Raw genomic sequence first — 19,309 nt, 5'->3', positions numbered from 1 at the left:
ATTGACTATAAATGTAATTGGTGCAAAATAAAATCACAAATAAATAATTTTCACTTATTTAACTGCTTACATTTAGGGAATATAAACATGTCCGATACTCTTCCTTCTCACGCTTCAGTCGTCGTTATTGGCGGCGGTATTATGGGATGTTCTACGCTTTATCATCTTGCAAAAATGGGGGTAACCGATGCAGTGTTAGTTGAACGAAATGCATTAACATCTGGTACAACATGGCATTCAGCCGCTCAAGTACGTGCTCTCCGAAACTCGCGTAATTTAACGCAAATGATTCAATACTCAGTGGATTTATATTCTCAACTAGAAAAAGAAACGGGACAATCGGTAGGTTGGATACAAGAAGGGTCATTATCTATCGCGACTAACCCTGGCCGTCTCAGTCATATTAAACGTCAAGAAGCGTTAGCACATGCCTACGGCATTGATGCTACTTCTATTTCTGCTGATGAAGCCAAAGAGCGTTGGCCATTAATGAATCACAAAGATGTATTAGGTGCTGTTTGGTCCCCTGATGATGGTCGTGTCTCTCCTTCTGATGTTTGTTCTGCTTTGGTTAAGGGGCTAAATCCTTAGGCGCTAAAATCTTTGAACAAACAGGTGTAACAGGCATCTTAACTGAAAACGGTAAAGTGAAAGGGGTTGAAACTAGTCAAGGCACCATTATGTGTGATGCAATTGCTGTTTGTGCGGGTCTTTGGTCACGTGAAATTGGCGAAATGGCCGGTGCTGAAGTGCCTGTACTTGCTTGTGAACACTTTTACTTATTAACTAAACCTATTGAAGGCATTAATGGCAATATTCCTACCTTATCAGACCATGATAATCACCTTTATATGCGTGATGACTCAGGTGGTTTGTTAGTGGGTTGTTTTGAGCCAATGGGTAAACCTATTGCACCTGGAGTATTGACTGAGTCATTTGAATTTGGCTTGTTACCTGAAGATTGGGATCATTTTGAACCTATGATGATGAACGCGCTTCACCGTCTACCTGCTTTAGAAACTGCTGAAGTTAAAATGCTACTTAATGGTCCTGAGAGTTTTACGCCTGATGGTACTTTTATGTTAGGTGAAACGGCTGAAACTAAAGGTTTATTTCTCGGTTGTGGCATGAATTCTGTGGGCATTGCCTCTGGTGGCGGTGCTGGGATGAACTTGGCGAAACTAATTGTGGAAGGGCGAACAGAGTACGACCTTGGTGAAGCTGATGCAAAACGCTTTGCACCTATTTTTAACAGCGTAGAGCACTTAATGGCACGTGCTCCTGAGATTTTAGGCACACATTACGATATTGCTTATCCAGGTAAACAACTTAAAACTGCACGTAACTTACGTAAATTACCTTTAGACAGTGAATATCGTGAAGCAAAAGCACATATGGGACAATTTTATGGATGGGAACGCCCACTTTATTTCAATAAAGCCTGTGAACCAGAATTAAGATTTGAACGTCCAGATTGGCATGAAAATGTACGTGATGAAGTAATGGCTGCACATACACTTGCTGCTATTTTTGATGCATCTCCGTTTGGCAAAATTGAAATTGAAGGCCCTGATGCTGAAGCTTTTATGCGCCACGTTTGTGCCGGACAAATGGGACGAGCTCCGGGCTCTGTTATCTATAGTGCGTTATTAAATGACCGTGGCACGTTTGAGTCTGATGTGACTGCTCAACGTATTAGTGATGAGCATTACCGTTTGTTTGTAGGTACAAATGCCATTAAACGTGATCTAACTTGGTTACAACGTCACTCTGACGATTTTAAAGTGACATTAACTGACAGTACTGAAAAATATGCCGTACTCGGATTAATGGGACCTAGAGCGGCTGAGTTCGCATCAAAATGTGGTGCCGAAGGGCTTAATGAAATTGCTTACTTTAAACATGCTGAAGCTAAACTTGCTGGTAAAAAAGTTCGCGCTGCACGTATGTCATACGTTGGTGAAGCAGGTTGGGAAATCACTTGTGATATTGCTGATGTTAAAGAAATCTATGCAGCTTTAACTGCGCAAGGTGCACAACCTGCAGGTATGTTTGCACAGAGTTCAATGCGTATTGAGAAAGGTTTCTGTGCAATGGGTCATGAGTTAGATGGTGACGTAACTCCTATTACAACGGGTCTTGATTTCGCAACACGTAAAGCCGGAGGTTTTATTGGTGCAGAAGCATTAGCAAAATCGCGTGCAGCTGGTGATACGTGTCATATTGTTTCATTAGCATTTGATGACGAGTCTGCTGTGCCGCTAGGTCATGAACCAATTTATTTTAAAGGTAAAATTGTAGGGCAAACGTCTTCTTGTGCATTTGGATTCCGTATTGGTAAACCTGTTGCATTAGGGCACAGTGAAGTGACATTAAATAATGGTGACCGTATTCAAGTCGACATTGCACGTACTCTTCACGATGCAACAGTGACTATTGGACCGCTATTTGACCCAACTAGCTCGCGCATGAAGGTTTAATTCAATGACTCGTCCTTTTATTATGGTTGCTCCGAATGGGGCTAGACGTGGCAAAGCGGATCACGATGCTTTGCCAATTTCAGTCCCTGAGATCATTCATACAGCGACTAGCTGTTATAACGCAGGTGCGAATGGTTTACATCTTCACGTGCGAGATGAGCAAGGTCTGCATTCGTTAGATGTTGGTCTTTATAAAGAAGCTACTAGTGAACTAGCACTTGTACTACCGAAATTAAAGGTACAAGTGACAACGGAAGCGGCGGGTATATTTGATGTACCTGAACAATTAAAATGCTTACAAGAATTGAAGCCCAAGTGGGCTTCAATCTCTATCCGAGAAATGGCAAGGGATTTAAGCCTGGCTCCTCAAGTTTATGATCTTTGTGCTGAAAGTGGCACTGAGGTTCAACACATTCTTTACAACACTGACGATATTCAGTTGCTACATGAGTGGCAACAACAAGGCATTGTCAAAGCAACTCAAGGTAGCGTGCTGTTTGTGCTTGGCCGTTATACACAAGGGCAAATATCATCACCAGATGACCTAATGCCATTTCGCGAAGCAATGCCCAATGTAAAAGATTGGATGGTTTGTGCTTTTGGACCCCAAGAACATGCTTGTTTAGCTAATGCTGCACAGCAAGGTGGCTCTGTAAGAGTTGGCTTTGAAAATAGTTTAGTGACACCAGAAGGGATGCAACATGCCGATAATGCTGCATCTATATCAAGATTAATTAAAACGATTGATCAACTTAAATAAGATTAGTGATACAGGGGTATTTTGTATGAGCCATATTTTTCCAAGACATTGTCATGTTTCTCTTCCCACCGCGGTTGCAGGTGATGGTTGTTATTTGATCGACAAAAATGGCAAACGTTATTTTGATGGGTCTGGTGGTGCAGCTGTTTCTTGTCTTGGTCATTCTAACCAACGAGTGATCAACGCTATTCAAGAGCAAGCTGGTAAATTGGCTTTTGCGCACACTGGTTTTTTCACTTCAAACCCTGCTGAAGCACTTGCGGATTTATTAATTGAGAATGCACCTGGCGACCTTGATCGCGTTTATCTTGTCTCAGGTGGTTCAGAAGCAGTTGAGTCAGCTATTAAATTAGCTCGTCAATACTTTGTTGAGCGTGGTGAAACACAACGTCGTCATATTATCGCTCGTCGTCAAAGCTATCATGGTAATACATTAGGTGCTTTATCTGCTGGTGGTAATGCATTACGTCGTGAAAAATTTGCCCCGATCCTCGTTGAAATGAGCCACGTTGCACCTTGTTATGAATATGCCGAACGTCCAAGTGATGAAAGCCTTGAAGCTTATGGCTTAAGTGTTGCTAATGATTTAGAAAATGAAATTAAACGCCTTGGCGCAGAGTCGGTTATAGCCTTTATCGCAGAGCCTGTTGTAGGAGCTACATTGGGCGCTGTTCCTGCTGTGCCGGGATATTTTAAACGCGTTCGTGAAATCTGTAATGAGCAGGGCATTCTACTGATTCTTGATGAAGTGATGTGTGGCATGGGCCGTACAGGTTATTTATTTGCACATGAAGCAGAAGATATTACTGCTGACATTGTGTGTATCGCAAAAGGGTTAGGAGCAGGTTACCAACCGATTGGTGCAATGTTATGTACTAGCCATATCTACGATACGATCAAAGATAACTCAGGTTTTTTCCAGCATGGGCATACTTATTTAGCACACCCTATTGCAGCAGCGACAGGTTTAGCCGTCGTCAGTGAAATTATTGAAAACGGTTTAGTTGACCAAGTTAAAGCGCGTGGTGAATTTCTTGGAAAAGCATTACAAGCTAAGTTCGGAGACCACCCTCATATTGGTGACTTACGTGGTCGCGGTTTATTTCGTGGCATTGAAATTGTTGCCGACCGTGAGACAAAAACACCATTTGCACCAGAGTTAAGTATTTCTGCGAAGTTTAAAAAAGCCGTATTAGCTGAAGGATTAATTTGCTATCCGGGAAGTGGTACTCGTGATGGCAAGCACGGAGATCATATTTTATTAGCCCCTCCATTTATTGCATCAGAAGAGCAGTTGACTGAAATGGTTGAAACGTTAAGCCGTGCTTTAGAAGCTGTTTTACCTAAATAACTAGATATTTTAAAAGTATATAACTTAAAAAGGATTGACCATGAAAGTTTTAGTACCTGTAAAAGGGTGATTGATTACAACGTAAAAGTACGAGTTAAATCGGATGGTTCAGGTGTTGATTTAGCCAATATTAAAATGTCTATTAACCCATTTGATGAAATTGCTGTTGAAGAAGCTATCCGCTTAAAAGAGAAAGGTATTGCTTCTGAGGTTGTTGTTGTATCGATAGGTGTTAAGCAGGCTCAAGATACGCTCCGTACCGCACTAGCAATGGGGGCTGACCGCGCTATTTTAATTGTGGCAACAGACGATGTTAATCAAGATATCGAACCGTTAGCCGTTGCTAAATTACTGAAAAAAGTCATTGAAGATGAAGCGCCAGGGTTAATTATTGCTGGTAAACAAGCCATTGATAACGATATGAATGCAACAGGTCAAATGTTGTCTGCATTATTAGGTTGGAGCCAAGCAACTTTTGCTTCTGAGCTAGAAGTTAATAATGATATCGCTCGTGTTACACGTGAAATCGACGGTGGGTTACAAACAATTGAAGTGAAATTACCATCAATTATCACTGTTGATTTACGTATGAATGAACCTCGCTTTGCTTCTTTACCAAATATCATGAAAGCAAAACGTAAACCATTAGAAGAAAAAACAGCAGCAGATTTAGGCGTTGATATCACCCCTCGTTTAACTATTAAATCAACAACTGAACCAGCTCCTCGTGCAGAGGGCGTTATTTTAAATTCTGCTGCTGAGTTACTTGATAAATTAAAAAATGAAGCGGAGGTAATCTAATGTCTATTTTATTATTAGCTGAAATTACAGATTCAACACTTTCATTAGATATCACAGCTCGCGCAGTTGCTGCAGCAAGTAAACTAGGTGATGTTACTTTATTATGTGTTGGTTCATCGGTTGCTGATGCTGCTGCAGAAGCGGCTACAATTGATGGTGTCTCCAAAGTGATCACTGCTGAAAGTGATGCGCTTGCATATCGTATAGCAGAGCCAACTGCCTCATTTATCGTATCAATTGCTGATGGTTATAGTCACATTATTGCCCCTGCAACAAACGATGCAAAAAATATATTACCGCGTGTTGCAGCCTTACTTGATGTGATGGTAATTAGTGATGTTATTGAAATTGAAAGTGAAGATACTTTCCAACGTCCTATTTATGCTGGTAATGCAATTCAAACGGTTCAATCGTCTGATGCAACAAAAGTATTAACAGTGCGAACTGCTTCTTTTGAACCTGCACAATTAACAAATTCCGCTCCAATTGAAGCAATCAATACACCGACTTTACCAACACTTTCAACTTGGGTTGAAGATAAAGTTGAGGTAACTAAAGGACCTGAATTATCGTCAGCTAAAATTGTTGTTTCAGCAGGTCGACCCATTGGTTCTCTTGACAACTTTGATATCGTGAAAGCATTAGCTGGTAAGTTAGATGCCGCTGTTGGGGCTTCTCGTGCTGCTGTTGATGCGGGGTTTGCACCGAATGATTGGCAAGTTGGTCAAACAGGCAAAGTGGTTGCTCCAAATTTATATATTGCTTGTGGTATCTCAGGTGCAATTCAGCATTTAGCCGGCATGAAAGGTTCTAAAGTGATTGTTGCAATCAATAAAGACCCTGATGCACCGATTTTTAAAGTAGCTGATTACGGCTTAGTAGGGGACTTATTTGAGATTGTTCCTGAATTAACAGAACAGCTTTCATAAGCATATTTTGATGGCCGATAAGGCAATATTCATTGCGAATCGGTCATTCACTTTTATTTAGCTAACAGCAAATTAACTCTCTTTTGGAGCCATTTTAAAATGTCTAAGTATTGTTTAACAATTACCTGTTCTTCTCGTCGTGGCGTAGTTGCTGCGGTATCAGGTTTTTTGTCTGAAAAAGGTTGTACCATCATAGATAGTGCTCAATTTGATGATACAAATACGAATCGTTTTTTCACACGTATAAGTTTAATAAGTGAAATGGGGGCTGAACTAGCAGATCTTGAAAGTGATTTTACCCAGATAGCTGCAAATTTTGATATGCAATGGGACCTTCGCGGTGAAGAAGAAAGAATGAAAGTTATGATCATGGTCTCTCGTTATGGGCATTGTCTTAATGATTTGTTATACCGAAGTCGCATTGGTACTTTACCAATAGAAATTGTCGGTGTGGTGTCGAATCACTTAGATTATCAAAAGCTGGTGGTAAATAACGATATACCATTCCATTACGTTAAAGTAACCAAACAAAATAAAGTAGAAGCTGAAGCCAAACTATTAAGTTTGGTAGAAGAAAGCGAAGCTGAGTTAATTGTACTCGCCCGTTATATGCAGATCCTTTCCGATATTTTATGTCAAAAAATGTCCGGACGTATTATCAATATCCATCATTCATTTTTACCTTCTTTTAAAGGGGCTAATCCTTATAAGCAAGCCTTCGATAAAGGTGTGAAGCTAATTGGCGCTACCTCGCATTATGTTACCGCTGATTTAGATGAAGGACCGATCATTGAGCAAGAGACAATACGTGTCACACATGCTCAGTCGATAGAAGATTACGTCAGTATCGGTCGCGAAGTTGAAGCGTCAGTATTGGCTCGAGCAGTCCATGCACATGCACGTCGCCGTGTTTTTCTAAATGATACAAAGACAATTGTTTTCCCTGCTTCACCGGGTAGTTACTCTGCAAAATTTATGGGTTAAGTAATAAAAAATTGGGCAAAATAAAGTTTAAGGAAAAGAATCATGATTGAACGAGAAAGTATGGACTACGACGTAGTCATTGTTGGTGGTGGGCCATCCGGGTTATCAGCAGCTATTCGCATAAAGCAACTTGACTCTGACATGTCTGTTATTTTATTAGAAAAAGGCTCTGAAATTGGTGCTCATATTCTCTCGGGAGCGGTGATTGATCCATCAGGACTTGATGCGTTATTGCCTAATTGGCGAGATATGAATGCGCCTATCAGTACTGAAGTCACAGAAGACAACTTCCTAATGTTAACTGAGACAGGTAAAACTAAACTGCCTAATGCAAGCATGCCTAAGTTAATGAGTAATCATGGGAACTATATTGTTTCAATGGGAAATGTTTGTCGTTGGTTAGCTGAGCAAGCTGAAACGCTTGGCGTGGATATTTTTCCTGGCATGGCTTGTTCTGAACTCATCTATGATGGTGAACGAGTGAGCGGTGTTATTGCTGGTGAGTTTGGTTTAAATAGTGACGGTACACAAGGTCCAGCTTATGAACCGGGTATGGAATTACGTGGTAAATATGTTTTATTAGGTGAGGGCGTTCGTGGTTCGTTATCTAAACAAGTGATCAATAAATACAATTTATCTGAAGGGCACGAACCACAAAAATTTGGCCTTGGATTAAAAGAAGTATGGGAAGTTGATCCTGCCAATCATAAAGAGGGCACAGTTACTCATACGATGGGGTGGCCGCTTAATAATAATGCAGGTGGTGGTTCTTTTATTTATCATGCTGAAAACAAGCAAATATTCATTGGTTTTGTAGTACACCTCAACTATGCAAATCCTTATTTATCACCCTATGAAGAATTTCAACGCTTTAAACATCATCCTGAAGTTGCAAAGCTACTAACCGGCGGTAAACGTGTTGCGTATGGTGCACGTGCTATTTCAGAAGGTGGTTATCAATCTATTCCTAAAGTGACTTTCCGGGTGGTGTGTTATTGGGTTGTTCTGTAGGTTTAGTGAATGTGCCTCGTATCAAAGGTAATCATAATGCTATGTTGTCTGGCAAAGCTGCTGCAGAAGCTGTATTTGAAGCTATTAACGCAGGCCGCGAAGGTGATGAGCTTGTAAGCTATGAAAAAGAGTTAAGAGAAGGGCCAGTAGGTCAAGATTTAAAACCAGTACGTAATGTTAAACCACTTTGGTCTAAATACGGCCTTTGGATTGGTATGCCGTTAGGTGGCTTGGATATGTGGTGTGCTAGCTTAATGGGCAAGCCACTATTTGGTACATTAAAACATGGTAAAACAGATGCTGAATCATTGAAACATGCTGATAAGTTTGAGCCGATTACGTATCCCAAACCCGATGGTGTATTAAGTTTTGATAGGCTAACTAGCGTCTCATTTTCTGCAACAAATCATGACGATAATCAGCCTTGTCATTTGCAATTAAAAGATACAACAGTACCCATTACCATTAACTTAGCTAAATTTGCTGAGCCAGCACAACGCTATTGCCCAGCAGGGGTTTATGAAATTGTAGAACAGGAAGAGAAACCACATCTTCAGATTAATTTCCAAAACTGTGTACACTGTAAAACCTGTGATATCAAAGATCCAACACAAAATATTAATTGGCATACACCTCAAGGTGGCAACGGACCTAATTATCCCAATATGTAGATAAAATCAATTAAGCTGTAGTTTTCACGGTAATAAAGGCAGTGCAAAAATTTTAGTAAGTAATGTCTTGTGGATTTTCGGTAACCTATTGATAAAAAATAACTATGCAGGGTGCCGCCACTCTCCCAACTGTTAAGTAGTGAAAAGCAAGCTTATCAATATATCATTGTTTAATATGAGATTTAGAGAGCATAGCGATTTATACCAATTGTATTAAATAACTGATCTAAATTTTGCGCCTGAAAAATGGCTTAGTTTGAGGCGTAAGTTGATGTAAATGGTTGTTCCCTATACGAAACTTACAACGAAAAAATAAGTTGTTTTAACAAGTAAAATAGATCAGTTACTTACTATGATTGGTATTAGTTGGTTGCATGATGAATTAACGTTTCTTAATTTAGAAAGGCTAGCAATATATTTTTTAAAACAATAGGAACTGATTGTATCGTTTTATTGTGATTGCATCTCCTCAGAAAAGTTGCTGTACTGTTTTATAAATCAATTGTTAATTCGTTAGTATGTATACAAGGAAATAACGGTTATGTTAAAAGGTTTAGAAGGTACAAAATATGACTCTCTGCCACCCGTGCACAAGTGGACGCCGCCTTTTTGTGGCGATATGGATTTGGTTATTAAATCAAACGGCGATTGGATCCATGAAGGCGGTAAAATAAACCGACCTGCGATGGTGAAAATGTTCAGCCGTATTCTTTGGTTAGAGAAGGGTGAACACTTTCTCGTGACGCCGGTTGAGAAAGTACGTATACAAGTTGAAGATGCACCGTTTATGATCACGCATTGGCAATGGATTGAAACGGATCAAGGACGTGCAATTGAGTTTAGAACAGATACCGATGATGTCATGACGCTTGGCGCAGATTGCGATATTTGGATTGCGCCCTTTGAAGGTAATGAACGCCCATACGTTTCTATGCGCTATGGAATGAAAGCGATTATTGCTCGTCAAGTTTATTATGATTTAGCAAACCAATTAGAAATATTAGAGACGGTGGATGGAACTGGCTATGGCTTAACGAGTGCGGGTAAGCCTTATCTGTTAATGCTTGAAGACTCATCTTCCCGCTAATAATTACTCTGGATTTTTTAATCGCTGATAGCTTTATCTGTGGGTGTTATTTATATCAGTTTGATAGTGAATTTTTATAAATAAATTCTTTTAACACCTCTTTTGACATAAAAAATCTTATATGAGACTTATTTTCATTAAAAAATAATCAAAAGGCTAACTTTTAATTGATAAAAGCGCTATGTTTATCTTATCTGTTAACTAATAAATTATGAGTGCATGATAAGTCTTTTACATAAAATGAAACCATCGCGTATTTCTACCAAGTTATCCTTCTATATTTCGGTGTTTATCATCGTCGCTTTTATGCCGCTTCAAATTTATAATTTCTTAATACTTAAGTCTGAAATTACAAATCAAATTAATAAAGAACAATATACACAAGCTCAATTTATTGCAGAAGATATTCAAAAAAATAACAATACGTACAAAATTCTTGGCAGCTCTAGCGGATAAAATACCTGTACAAAAGATGCAATCAGAAGACTTTATTAAAGAATTGTTGAAAACTAATATTTCATTTACTGACTTTTTTCCGCAAGGATTTGCTGTTATAAGAGCAAGCGGAGATGGTGCTATCGCTGAATATCCAGTTATTCCTGGCAGGAAAAATGTAATCTTTGCTGAATCTGAATGGATGATAAAAGCTAAGAATAGCGAAGGCGTTATTATAAGTTTACCTTTTCGTTCTCGAGTTATTGATGAAATATTAGTTGTTATTGCAATTGCTTTAAGAGATGAAAGTGGTGAGGTATTAGGTGTTTTAGAAGCGCCAATTTTTTTAAATCGGCCTGGATTTATAGAATATATATTTGATAAAGACTTTAGTAAACAAAGCGATATCTTTGTCGTTTCAAGAAAAGAGCGAAGGTTTCTAGCTGCGAGCGATCCAAATTTTATATTTAAAACAACGCCAATAAAAGGGCAGGATGTATTTTTCGATCAGGTAATGGATGGCTTTAATGGATACAGCTCTACTGCAACTTCAGCGAATGACCAAATGTTAGCTGCAGCTGCTGATGTTAAATCCTCGGATTGGTTTGTTATGATAAGAACTCCTGTTGATAAGGTTTATCAAGTTATTAATGACAGTTTACGAGCTACAATTATTAATGGGCTCATTGTAGGTGTTACTGTGTTTTTGGTTATTATGTTTTTTAACCTTCTTTTTTACTCCATTAAGAAAGGCCGCTGCGTCGGTTAGGGAGATGGTATTACAAAATAAATCATTAAGTCATATTGAAGGCTACAAAGAAGATGAAATTGGTGACTTGATTGTTGGTTTTAATGCCGCTATTGATATGGTTAATGACAGAAATGAAGCGCTAGAGAAATCCAATTCAGCTTTAGAATCTTTATCGCAAATAGATAGCTTAACTGAGGTTTATAATAGAAGATGGTTAGATAAAACACTCAACCATTTGTGGATGGTGAAAGTACGCAGCCAACAACCGTTAACGTTATTACTGATAGATATAGACCATTTTAAAAACTTCAATGATACTTATGGACATATCGCTGGGGATGATTGTTTAAAAGTCGTTGCTCAAACCATTCAAAAAACAGTTAAGAGACCGACTGATTCTTTATTTCGATATGGAGGTGAAGAGTTTGTTATATTGTTAGAAAGTACCCTCAAAGAGGGGGCGTTAGTTGCAGAAAAGGTAAGGCTTGCTGTTAGTAACTTAAACGTTCCGCATATTGAATCATCATACAAGCATGTCACCATTAGTACTGGAATCGCATCAGCCATTCCGCAATTAACTATTGAACCCGTTGAGTTAATTAAACGAGCCGACCTTGCTTTATATCAAAGTAAGGAACATGGTAGGAATCGTAGCGAGTGCCACAATGACATAGAAATAGTGAGTGTCATGAAACAAATCTCATGAAGACTCAGCTAGGCAATTAAATTGGCATTGTGTCTTTTAGTTATTCCTCACCAGTTTCTTATCAATCAAGATCCGGCTTTATAATCATGTAAGTTATTGGTTAAGGTTGGCTAAGTTAATAAAGCGATGGCTCTTTTGTAGTTGCGAAATACATATTTTATAAAAGTCTTGATCCAGTTTAGCTGTCACATCAAAATTGAAATCTACTAACTCACTTTCATTGTTCACTTTGCCTAGATACAACCAATGGGAAATAATATGAATACAGCTTATATCGCTTTGTTCATTGTATTCTTTAATGCCAATGGCTCCTTTATAAGGCCAACCTTTAATTTTTATCGGAGCTAATGCTTGCTGCATTCTTATCTGGTAAGCGATGGTTGTTTCTTTACCACAACAAATCCCTTTACATTTTTTCAGCTGGTAAGAAAAACAAGGTCCTTTACCTTTTTCTAAGCCCAATTGAATGCCACAGAGTTGATTTTCATCTTTAAGTTTACGTAGAGTCTCAGTGGCTGTCCGTCGGTTTTTGAAAAGCCCATAGGTATTCTTTAATGATGACTTTTTGGACTGAGTGTTTAACGTATTGATATCGATAACGCTTGGTTGAGCAACTGTTTTATCAAGACTATTGTCCCAATAGATGGTAAACAATGATTTTTGTTTGCGAAGTTGCCGATTGAATAAAGGCGCTCGCGACTTAACCAATTCAGACTCTAACACCAATGCGCTAAATTCACCTGCTGTGATTATCCATTCAATATCATGGACTTGTTGTGCCATGCGCATTTCACGATCATGACTATGGTCACTGGAAAAGTGCGAAATAACTCGCGCTCTAATTTGCACACTTTTACCTACGTATAATAAGTTACCTGTTTCACCGTAAAATAAATACACACCTGGTTCATTAGGCATAGTCGAGAATATGTCAGGATTGATATGGGGTGGTACGCTAGAAAGCTTTTGTTGAGAAGCCATCGCTTGTAGTACTTTCTGCTGGTTAAAGTCACTTTTCATACGCGCGACTATTTCTGGAAGGATAGCGGCATCGTCCATGGCTCTGTGTCGGCTTTCACAAGTTAAACCAAAGCGTTTAATAATGCTGTCAAGGTTATGCCTTTTAAAAGTTGGGTACATCTCACGTGAGAGTTTTACGGTACATACCACTGGGTATTTAAATTCTATGTTGTTTTGTTTAAAGGCATTACGTAAAAAGCTCACATCAAAGCGTGCGTTATGTGCAACCAGCACATGATCAGCAAGTTTTTCTATGATGACTGGGATTATTTTATCAATGGTAGGGGCGTCTATAACCATATCAGGTGTTATTCCTGTTAACTGCTGAATCATTGTAGGAATAAATGTATTTGGACAAACAAGTGATTGCCATTTATCAATGATTTTCCCATTAAGAGTTTGAACGATAGCAATTTCAGTGATTTGATCTCGTGTGGGTTTTGTACCTGTTGTTTCAATATCAACATAAGCCAGTCGGCTAAAATCAACCATAGTTTTTTGTTATCCATTTATTCATATAGTAAGGATCCAGTGTTAAGGCTAATCCATGATACCGGCTAGCACTTACTAGGAAGTTATAATCTCCTTTTTTAAGGAGTACGAATAATTAAGTTTCTACGATCATTACAAGTTTGTAGATTGTTGTTTATTTAATCAAATAAGGCTAATGCTAACTCATTATTTAGTCGATATTAATGTTTGATTGTGTTGCATCTATCTAGAAAAGTGACTGTACTGTTTTTACAATATTATCTACTGAATACAAACACAGGGAATGACCATTATGTTAAAAGGTTTAGACAGTACCAAATTTGACTCATTACCTCCTGTTGAAAAGTGGACTCCTCCTTTCTGTGGCGATATGGATTTAGTTATTAAATCAAATGGTGATTGGGTACATGAAGGGGAAGATTAATCGTCCTGCGATGGTTAAAATGTTTAGCCGTATTTTATGGTTAAAGGACGGAGAGCACTTTTTAGTGACCCCCGTTGAGAAAGTAAGAATACAAGTTGAAGATGCGCCACACAAAGTTAATTGATAAGCATATAGTAAAATATGAAGGTAACATTGTTGGTTTTTTTAATTAGATTTGGGCTATTCAAAAAGCCACGAGTTTTGTTCTGATTCGAGTATCGGCTTAAAGTCGTTAGCTATAGATAGTCGCTATCAAGTCAAAGGTATTGGTGCTCAATTTATGAAAGTACTACCTAAATATTTAAGTGAGAATTATGCTGATAATGCGTTCATTTATCTAACCGTTAATTGTAAAAATCATGGAACAATTAATTGCTATAAAAAAGCTGGTTTTGAAGATACAGCTAAATTGTATTTAGGTGGTTTGGTTGGCCCTCAACATATCATGCGTAGAAAATAGCTTAGTTGACTAGTGCATGAAGGGCGATGATTCAGATGATGAACTTCAGCTTTTTCAATCCCTCTTCTAAGATCAAATATGCTATTTAAGTTAATAGTAGGGCAGTTTTCTGCCCTACTAATCTAGTCGTTTATAGTGATCCTAAACCAACGAGTGTCTGGTCATTGCAGCTGGTTGTTCTATGCCGATTAACTTAAGTATAGTCGGAGCCATATCACCTAACACACCATTTTCGATCTTCTTCAGATCTTTATCCACTAGAATCACAGGTACTGGATTCGTTGTATGCGCCGTATGTGGGCTACCATCTGGGTTCATCATGGTTTCACAGTTACCATGGTCGGCGATGATTAGTGTGGTGTAATCATTTGCTAGCGCAGCGGTGACAACATCTTTAACACATTCATCTACTGCTTCGCAGGCTTTAATTGCTGCATCCATCATACCTGTATGACCGACCATATCACCGTTGGCAAAGTTAAGGCAAACAAAGTCAGCTTCACCTTTGTTTAACTCTGGAACAAGTGCGTCACGCAGTTCGTAGGCACTCATCTCAGGTTTTAAGTCGTAGGTTGCCACTTTAGGTGAGTTTTTAAGGATACGTGATTCGCCTTCAAAAGGTTCCTCTCGACCACCAGAAAAGAAAAATGTCACATGTGGGTATTTTTCTGTTTCTGCAATTCGTATCTGTTTCTTACCGTGTTTTTCTAATACTTCACCCAAGGTTTCACTGATGTTATCTTTGTCGTAAATTACTTTTACATTTTCAAAGTCATCACTGTAGTTAGTGATAGTTACGTAGTACAAATCAAGTTTAGTGGTATTTTGCTCAGGGAAGTCTTGCTGACTTAACATTTGAGTTAATTCACGGCCTCGGTCGGTACGGAAGTTAAAGAAGATAACCACATCATCTTTTTTAATGGTGGCCTTAGGTTGTGCTTGATCGTCAGTTAAGATAATTGGTTTAACAAATTCATCGGTAACATCCTCTGCATAACTTTGTTCAATTGCAGTAATTGGATCCGTTGCTTTTATACCAACACCATTTACCAGTGCATCATAAGCTAGTTGAACTCGTTCCCAGCGATTGTCTCGATCCATTGCGTAGTAACGACCAGTGATCGAAGCTATTTGCGTATTGGTACCTTTAATGTAATTTTGTAAATCTTGAATCGATCCTTTACCTGATTTAGGGTCTACATCGCGGCCGTCAGAAAATGCATGAACGTAAGAATGTTCAACACCAGCTTGTTGAGCGGCATCGATAAAGCCTTTTAAGTGGCTTGAATGTGAATGTACGCCACCGTCACTTAATAAACCTAAAAAGTGCACGTCTTTATTATTGTCTTTCGCGTATTGTAGTGCATCAACCAGTACTGGCTCTTGAGCAAGCGTGTTATCCGCTACGGCCATGTTAATTTTTGCTAAGTCTTGATAAACGATGCGACCTGCACCAAGGTTCATGTGTCCAACTTCACTGTTCCCCATTTGTCCTACAGGTAAACCAACATGTTCACCGTCAGTACGTAGTGAAGCATTAGGGTAATCTTTGTATAAAGAGTCTAAAAATGGAATGTTCGCATTGTCTGGTGCTGATACTTTAGGGTCTGGAGAAGTGCCCCAGCCATCTAAAATCATTAGGATTGTTTTCTTATTCATAATTCGCCCAATTTAATGTTTAGTTCTTATGTTCTGTTTTCTATTTTTCTTATGCCACTAACAATAAGTCTAATAGGGTAATAACACTATTTAATGATAATAGTTATTATTAAGATATGTTTAATTTAAGCTTAATTGATAGGTTTGTCTATGACATTTCTTGTTTTTGCTATGGTTATTTCCAATCAAACTGATAGGTGCAAAAGGCTATGTCAATATTAAAGGACCTTATTGAGCTGTAATGGGGGAGCTCTGAGAGGAAATAAAAAAGCACGAAAGCAAGTTCGTGCTTGGCGTTATCATGATTCATTATTAATGAGATGATCAGTAAAAATTAGTTAGGTAGTTGTGAGTAGATACCTCTGATCATGGTTCTAGGTTTTGTCGGACAGTCTGTATAAGCCGCACGACCGTGGCAGATCCTGCTGTTATCCATCACCATCAAGGTATCGCTTTGTAATTGAAATTTAGCGGTATAAGGTGAACCTTCTTCGGCCATAGCAATGAGGCGATTAATGGTTCTCTCTAAGCTAGGGACTTTATTAAATCCTTCTTGCCACTGGCAGGTAATGTTTATTGCAAATCGGGCAATCAACCTCTTTGTTTCTGGATGGTAGCCTAGGATAGGACCAGTATGACTCTCATTGATGCCTTCATAGGTCGATGCTCTTTTTAGTGCGTTTGGATCAAATAAAGGTTGAATAAGGGATAAGTCATTTTTTGCTAAATCATTAATGGCTCCCATGAGGTTGAACACAATACTCTCACCTCCGATTTTTGCAGGTTGTTTACAGTATAAGAGCGATGTTTGGATCGACCCTAAGGGTTCAATCGTGCCATCTACATGTAATCCCTGTGCGTTATTGCTTTCAAAACCTTCATGATTGATTTTACCTTTTCTATTGGGCAAATCACCAATCACCGCCATATTGTCTGTTGTCAGTTTGTAGTCGAAGTATGTTTTGTTGTAATACGTTGTCGCAGCATTACCTAAGTTTAATGCAGTAGCAACGGGGGATATTTTATCTTTACCGTTAATGGAGCTGGTATCTATTAATACGAACCCTTGTCGATAAAATGTGGCCTTTATGTCGGTTAACTCATTTAAGGTATATTTGTTTAAATTTAGTGCGTTAAAAGTAATCATCTTTCTTCCTTTCATTTTGTTATTTAAGGTAAGAAGGGCTATGCGGAAAGTTATCAATCCGTTATATGCCGATCAGAAGTTGCAAACTAAGTTGCAGCGTTAACGTACTGTTTTTATGGAAGATAGACAAAAAGGTTAGAAGACATAAATAAGGGCTAACAGATGTTTGTATACTGAGAATTAGTTTTAATTTTTCGGGAAGTGAATATAGATTTAAAAAATTGAATGGATTGATGGCGTTGTTGAATTTGATAATAGGGAAGACTGTTGGAAGCTAATAACTTTAGGAGAACGTTTACAGTAAGGTGCGTTAAATAATCGGTTAAAGTAGATTAAACCAATTATTCAATAGCACCTTATGCCATTTTTGATCAGTATTAACTCATATGTTGCTTTTGACGCTGCAGCAATTTACTGGGTTTATTGGTGTCTTTGATTTGTGCTTGATAAAGGTTAAGTGTATTGAAAATGCTTTTTAATCCTGATGCTTGGTAATCTTTTTCAAGCTGCGGTAAGACCACTGCATGTTGCTCTGGGAAGAGCGCGACTACTGATTGAGATATCAATTCATACAAACGTTTTAAATTGATTTTGTGTGTCTGTCCGGTTTCATCAAATATCCAGTTAGAGATCGCCATAAAATTATCGAAGGGTTTATCGGCTAACAAAAGGTCTAGTGTATGTTTGAATCGACCAGAGTTACCTATCATGTCCCAGTAACGTGCAAAACGATTAACTAACTGCATAGTGGCAAAATCGACTCTGTCTGTACTTAAAATGTTAAACGGTGGTAATGGATTAAAACGTAGGTCAAACTCTTCAGTATGTCTGATGATTGGACTACCTTTCAGGCGTTTTAAGATGCCCATTTGAATTTCATGTGGTTTACACGCATACAGTTGATCAAAGCTATCTTTGAATGTTTCAAAAGTTTCGCCTGGCAATCCAAAAATTAAATCAGCATGAATATGTGCCGTGGTATGTTCTTTTAACCAGATTAAGTTTTCTTTTGATTTTGGGTTATTTTGCTTACGACTAATATTGGTTTGCACTTGTTGATCAAAGGTCTGTATTCCGATCTCAAATTGCAGGGTATTTTCAGGGAATAATGCGAGCATCTCTTTGAGTTTTCTTGGTAGATGGTCTGGTACTACTTCAAAGTGTAGGTAAAGATCATCGGTCATTCTATCTAAGAAAAACTGCATAATTTGCAATGAGGTTCTGATATCTAAGTTAAAGGTTCTGTCAATAAACTTAAAGTTACGCGCCCCACGTTGATACAAGGTTTCCATCTGCTGTAAAAAACGGTTAGCTCGTAAGGGTTGGATTTAGTATCTAACGAAGATAAACAAAATTCACATTTAAAGGGGCAACCACGTGAAGCTTCTACGTACAATAATCGATTCTTTAAATCTTCATCACTGTAATACTGGTAGGGCATTGCTAAGTCTTTTAAGTCGACAGGTTTAGACTTCATTATTTTAGTGGTGGGTGCATTATCACTTAAAATATCTCTACAAAGATCATAGAAACTGATATCAGCTTCACCCGTTAAGACATAATCAGCCGTTTGTACGATTGGTTGTGATTCAGATTCATAGCTAACTTCTGGACCGCCCAATACAATTTTTACCTGTGGTGCAATAACTTTTAATAGACTTACAACATTTGTCGTTTCAATAATATTCCATATATAAACGCCAAAACCTACTATGGTCGGATTTGCTGCCAGTATCTGCTCTACAATATCTAACGGGCGAGTATGTATAACAAACTCTTTCACTTCACAATTCGGTTGCAGGTCCTTTAAATTAGCATATAAGTAACGTAGCCCTAAACTAGAGTGAATATATTTAGAGTTCAGCGTTGAAAGTACGATGCTAGAGGAAGATAAACCCTCAATAACAGGCGCAATGACTTCTGTGTTTGCCGTACGCATAATCGTGAGTTCATTATCGAATTGTTGAGTAGCCATGAAAATTCTTTTATGTCGGGGGAAGATATGCGCGACATAATACAGTAATCGCTTCAAAGATTCAGCGCTTGATTGAAGGTAAGTCTCCGCAATAACCTTCTTATACTTGTTGTTTTAACTAGTTTGAATAATATGACTGTATCAAGGTGCTGATTTACGGTTAAAT

The 19,309-nt window shown here is 38.4% G+C and carries 14 protein-coding genes and 4 pseudogenes; 13 read left to right on the top strand and 5 right to left on the bottom strand.

Translation table 11 applies throughout. The annotated features are described in order from the left end of the window. Window positions 1–87: 87 nt before the first annotated feature. The 11 genes and pseudogenes from ACLKL2_RS03810 to ACLKL2_RS03760 form a co-directional block, all read left to right on the top strand. Window positions 88–1,124: pseudogene (locus ACLKL2_RS03810) on the top strand (NAD(P)/FAD-dependent oxidoreductase); the annotation flags it as partial. Window positions 1,125–1,127: 3 nt separating this feature from the next. After that, complete coding sequence (locus tag ACLKL2_RS03805) at window positions 1,128–2,480, top strand: glycine cleavage T C-terminal barrel domain-containing protein (protein WP_413694242.1); 1,353 nt, start codon at window positions 1,128–1,130, stop codon at window positions 2,478–2,480. Window positions 2,481–2,484: 4 nt separating this feature from the next. After that, window positions 2,485–3,240 (top strand): 3-keto-5-aminohexanoate cleavage protein, encoded by a 756-nt coding sequence (locus ACLKL2_RS03800; protein ID WP_413693432.1) that lies wholly within the window; start codon window positions 2,485–2,487, stop codon window positions 3,238–3,240. Window positions 3,241–3,265: 25 nt separating this feature from the next. After that, window positions 3,266–4,591, top strand: a complete 1,326-nt coding sequence (locus ACLKL2_RS03795; protein WP_413693431.1) for an aspartate aminotransferase family protein — start codon at window positions 3,266–3,268, stop codon at window positions 4,589–4,591. Between the two features lie 40 nt (window positions 4,592–4,631). Further along, window positions 4,632–5,392: pseudogene (locus tag ACLKL2_RS03790) on the top strand (electron transfer flavoprotein subunit beta/FixA family protein). Beyond that, window positions 5,392–6,321: an electron transfer flavoprotein subunit alpha/FixB family protein gene (locus ACLKL2_RS03785; RefSeq protein WP_413693430.1), complete on the top strand. Its 930-nt coding sequence runs from the start codon at window positions 5,392–5,394 to the stop codon at window positions 6,319–6,321. Before ACLKL2_RS03790 ends, ACLKL2_RS03785 begins: the two are co-directional and overlap by 1 nt. A gap of 99 nt (window positions 6,322–6,420) precedes the next feature. Beyond that, a complete protein-coding gene (purU, locus tag ACLKL2_RS03780; protein ID WP_413693429.1) occupies window positions 6,421–7,305 on the top strand; it encodes a formyltetrahydrofolate deformylase in 885 nt (294 codons plus the stop codon). A 42-nt stretch (window positions 7,306–7,347) separates the two neighbouring features. After that, window positions 7,348–8,987: pseudogene (locus tag ACLKL2_RS03775) on the top strand (electron transfer flavoprotein-ubiquinone oxidoreductase). Window positions 8,988–9,528: 541 nt separating this feature from the next. Then, the gene (locus ACLKL2_RS03770) at window positions 9,529–10,074 is read left to right on the top strand and encodes a DUF1285 domain-containing protein (RefSeq protein WP_413693428.1); all 546 of its coding nucleotides are present in this window, start codon (window positions 9,529–9,531) and stop codon (window positions 10,072–10,074) included. A 394-nt stretch (window positions 10,075–10,468) separates the two neighbouring features. Then, window positions 10,469–11,278 (top strand): PDC sensor domain-containing protein, encoded by an 810-nt coding sequence (locus ACLKL2_RS03765; protein WP_413693427.1) that lies wholly within the window; start codon window positions 10,469–10,471, stop codon window positions 11,276–11,278. A gap of 4 nt (window positions 11,279–11,282) precedes the next feature. Beyond that, window positions 11,283–11,966 (top strand): GGDEF domain-containing protein, encoded by a 684-nt coding sequence (locus tag ACLKL2_RS03760; protein WP_413693426.1) that lies wholly within the window; start codon window positions 11,283–11,285, stop codon window positions 11,964–11,966. Between the two features lie 93 nt (window positions 11,967–12,059). Here the strand turns inward: ACLKL2_RS03760 and ACLKL2_RS03755 are convergent, their stop codons facing one another. After that, on the bottom strand, window positions 12,060–13,478 hold the full coding sequence (locus tag ACLKL2_RS03755; protein WP_413693425.1) for an exonuclease domain-containing protein: 1,419 nt from the start codon (window positions 13,476–13,478) through the stop codon (window positions 12,060–12,062). A 283-nt stretch (window positions 13,479–13,761) separates the two neighbouring features. Here ACLKL2_RS03755 and ACLKL2_RS03750 point away from each other — a divergent pair. Together ACLKL2_RS03750 and ACLKL2_RS03745 are read left to right on the top strand one after the other, a co-directional pair. Then, window positions 13,762–14,026, top strand: a pseudogene (locus ACLKL2_RS03750) (DUF1285 domain-containing protein). A gap of 51 nt (window positions 14,027–14,077) precedes the next feature. Further along, on the top strand, window positions 14,078–14,362 hold the full coding sequence (locus ACLKL2_RS03745) for a GNAT family N-acetyltransferase (RefSeq protein ID WP_413693424.1): 285 nt from the start codon (window positions 14,078–14,080) through the stop codon (window positions 14,360–14,362). Window positions 14,363–14,503: 141 nt separating this feature from the next. On the opposite strand, the gene gpmI is transcribed toward ACLKL2_RS03745, so the two are convergent. The 4 genes from gpmI to ACLKL2_RS03725 form a co-directional block, all read right to left on the bottom strand. Beyond that, window positions 14,504–16,021: a 2,3-bisphosphoglycerate-independent phosphoglycerate mutase gene (gene gpmI / locus ACLKL2_RS03740; RefSeq protein ID WP_413693423.1), complete on the bottom strand. Its 1,518-nt coding sequence runs from the start codon at window positions 16,019–16,021 to the stop codon at window positions 14,504–14,506. 334 nt (window positions 16,022–16,355) lie between these two features. Next, window positions 16,356–17,168 carry a TauD/TfdA family dioxygenase gene (locus ACLKL2_RS03735; protein WP_413693422.1) on the bottom strand — a complete coding sequence of 271 codons (813 nt, stop codon included), beginning with the start codon at window positions 17,166–17,168 and terminating at the stop codon, window positions 16,356–16,358. A gap of 377 nt (window positions 17,169–17,545) precedes the next feature. Next, complete coding sequence (locus ACLKL2_RS03730; RefSeq protein WP_413693421.1) at window positions 17,546–18,460, bottom strand: B12-binding domain-containing radical SAM protein; 915 nt, start codon at window positions 18,458–18,460, stop codon at window positions 17,546–17,548. Next, window positions 18,397–19,143, bottom strand: a complete 747-nt coding sequence (locus ACLKL2_RS03725; protein ID WP_413693420.1) for a B12-binding domain-containing radical SAM protein — start codon at window positions 19,141–19,143, stop codon at window positions 18,397–18,399. The genes ACLKL2_RS03730 and ACLKL2_RS03725 overlap by 64 nt, the downstream gene beginning before the upstream one ends. Window positions 19,144–19,309 lie beyond the last annotated feature (166 nt).

It is taken from the genome of Psychromonas sp. KJ10-2 (assembly GCF_047323255.1).
Taxonomy (GTDB): domain Bacteria; phylum Pseudomonadota; class Gammaproteobacteria; order Enterobacterales; family Psychromonadaceae; genus Psychromonas.
The sequence above is the reverse complement of the archived record's forward strand: the minus strand, read 5'-3'. Positions and strand labels throughout refer to the sequence as shown.

What these genes read in the sequence shown, in the direction of transcription:
- ACLKL2_RS03805 (WP_413694242.1), top strand. Translation starts at nt 1,128, where the DNA reads ATGAATTCTGTGGGCATTGCCTCTGGTGGCGGTGCTGGGATGAACTTG.
- ACLKL2_RS03800 (WP_413693432.1), top strand. Translation starts at nt 2,485, where the DNA reads ATGACTCGTCCTTTTATTATGGTTGCTCCGAATGGGGCTAGACGTGGC.
- ACLKL2_RS03795 (WP_413693431.1), top strand. Translation starts at nt 3,266, where the DNA reads ATGAGCCATATTTTTCCAAGACATTGTCATGTTTCTCTTCCCACCGCG.
- ACLKL2_RS03785 (WP_413693430.1), top strand. Translation starts at nt 5,392, where the DNA reads ATGTCTATTTTATTATTAGCTGAAATTACAGATTCAACACTTTCATTA.
- purU (WP_413693429.1), top strand. Translation starts at nt 6,421, where the DNA reads ATGTCTAAGTATTGTTTAACAATTACCTGTTCTTCTCGTCGTGGCGTA.
- ACLKL2_RS03770 (WP_413693428.1), top strand. Translation starts at nt 9,529, where the DNA reads ATGTTAAAAGGTTTAGAAGGTACAAAATATGACTCTCTGCCACCCGTG.
- ACLKL2_RS03760 (WP_413693426.1), top strand. Translation starts at nt 11,283, where the DNA reads ATGGTATTACAAAATAAATCATTAAGTCATATTGAAGGCTACAAAGAA.
- ACLKL2_RS03755 (WP_413693425.1), bottom strand. Translation starts at nt 13,478, where the DNA reads ATGGTTGATTTTAGCCGACTGGCTTATGTTGATATTGAAACAACAGGT.
- gpmI (WP_413693423.1), bottom strand. Translation starts at nt 16,021, where the DNA reads ATGAATAAGAAAACAATCCTAATGATTTTAGATGGCTGGGGCACTTCT.
- ACLKL2_RS03735 (WP_413693422.1), bottom strand. Translation starts at nt 17,168, where the DNA reads ATGATTACTTTTAACGCACTAAATTTAAACAAATATACCTTAAATGAG.
- ACLKL2_RS03730 (WP_413693421.1), bottom strand. Translation starts at nt 18,460, where the DNA reads ATGGAAACCTTGTATCAACGTGGGGCGCGTAACTTTAAGTTTATTGAC.
- ACLKL2_RS03725 (WP_413693420.1), bottom strand. Translation starts at nt 19,143, where the DNA reads ATGGCTACTCAACAATTCGATAATGAACTCACGATTATGCGTACGGCA.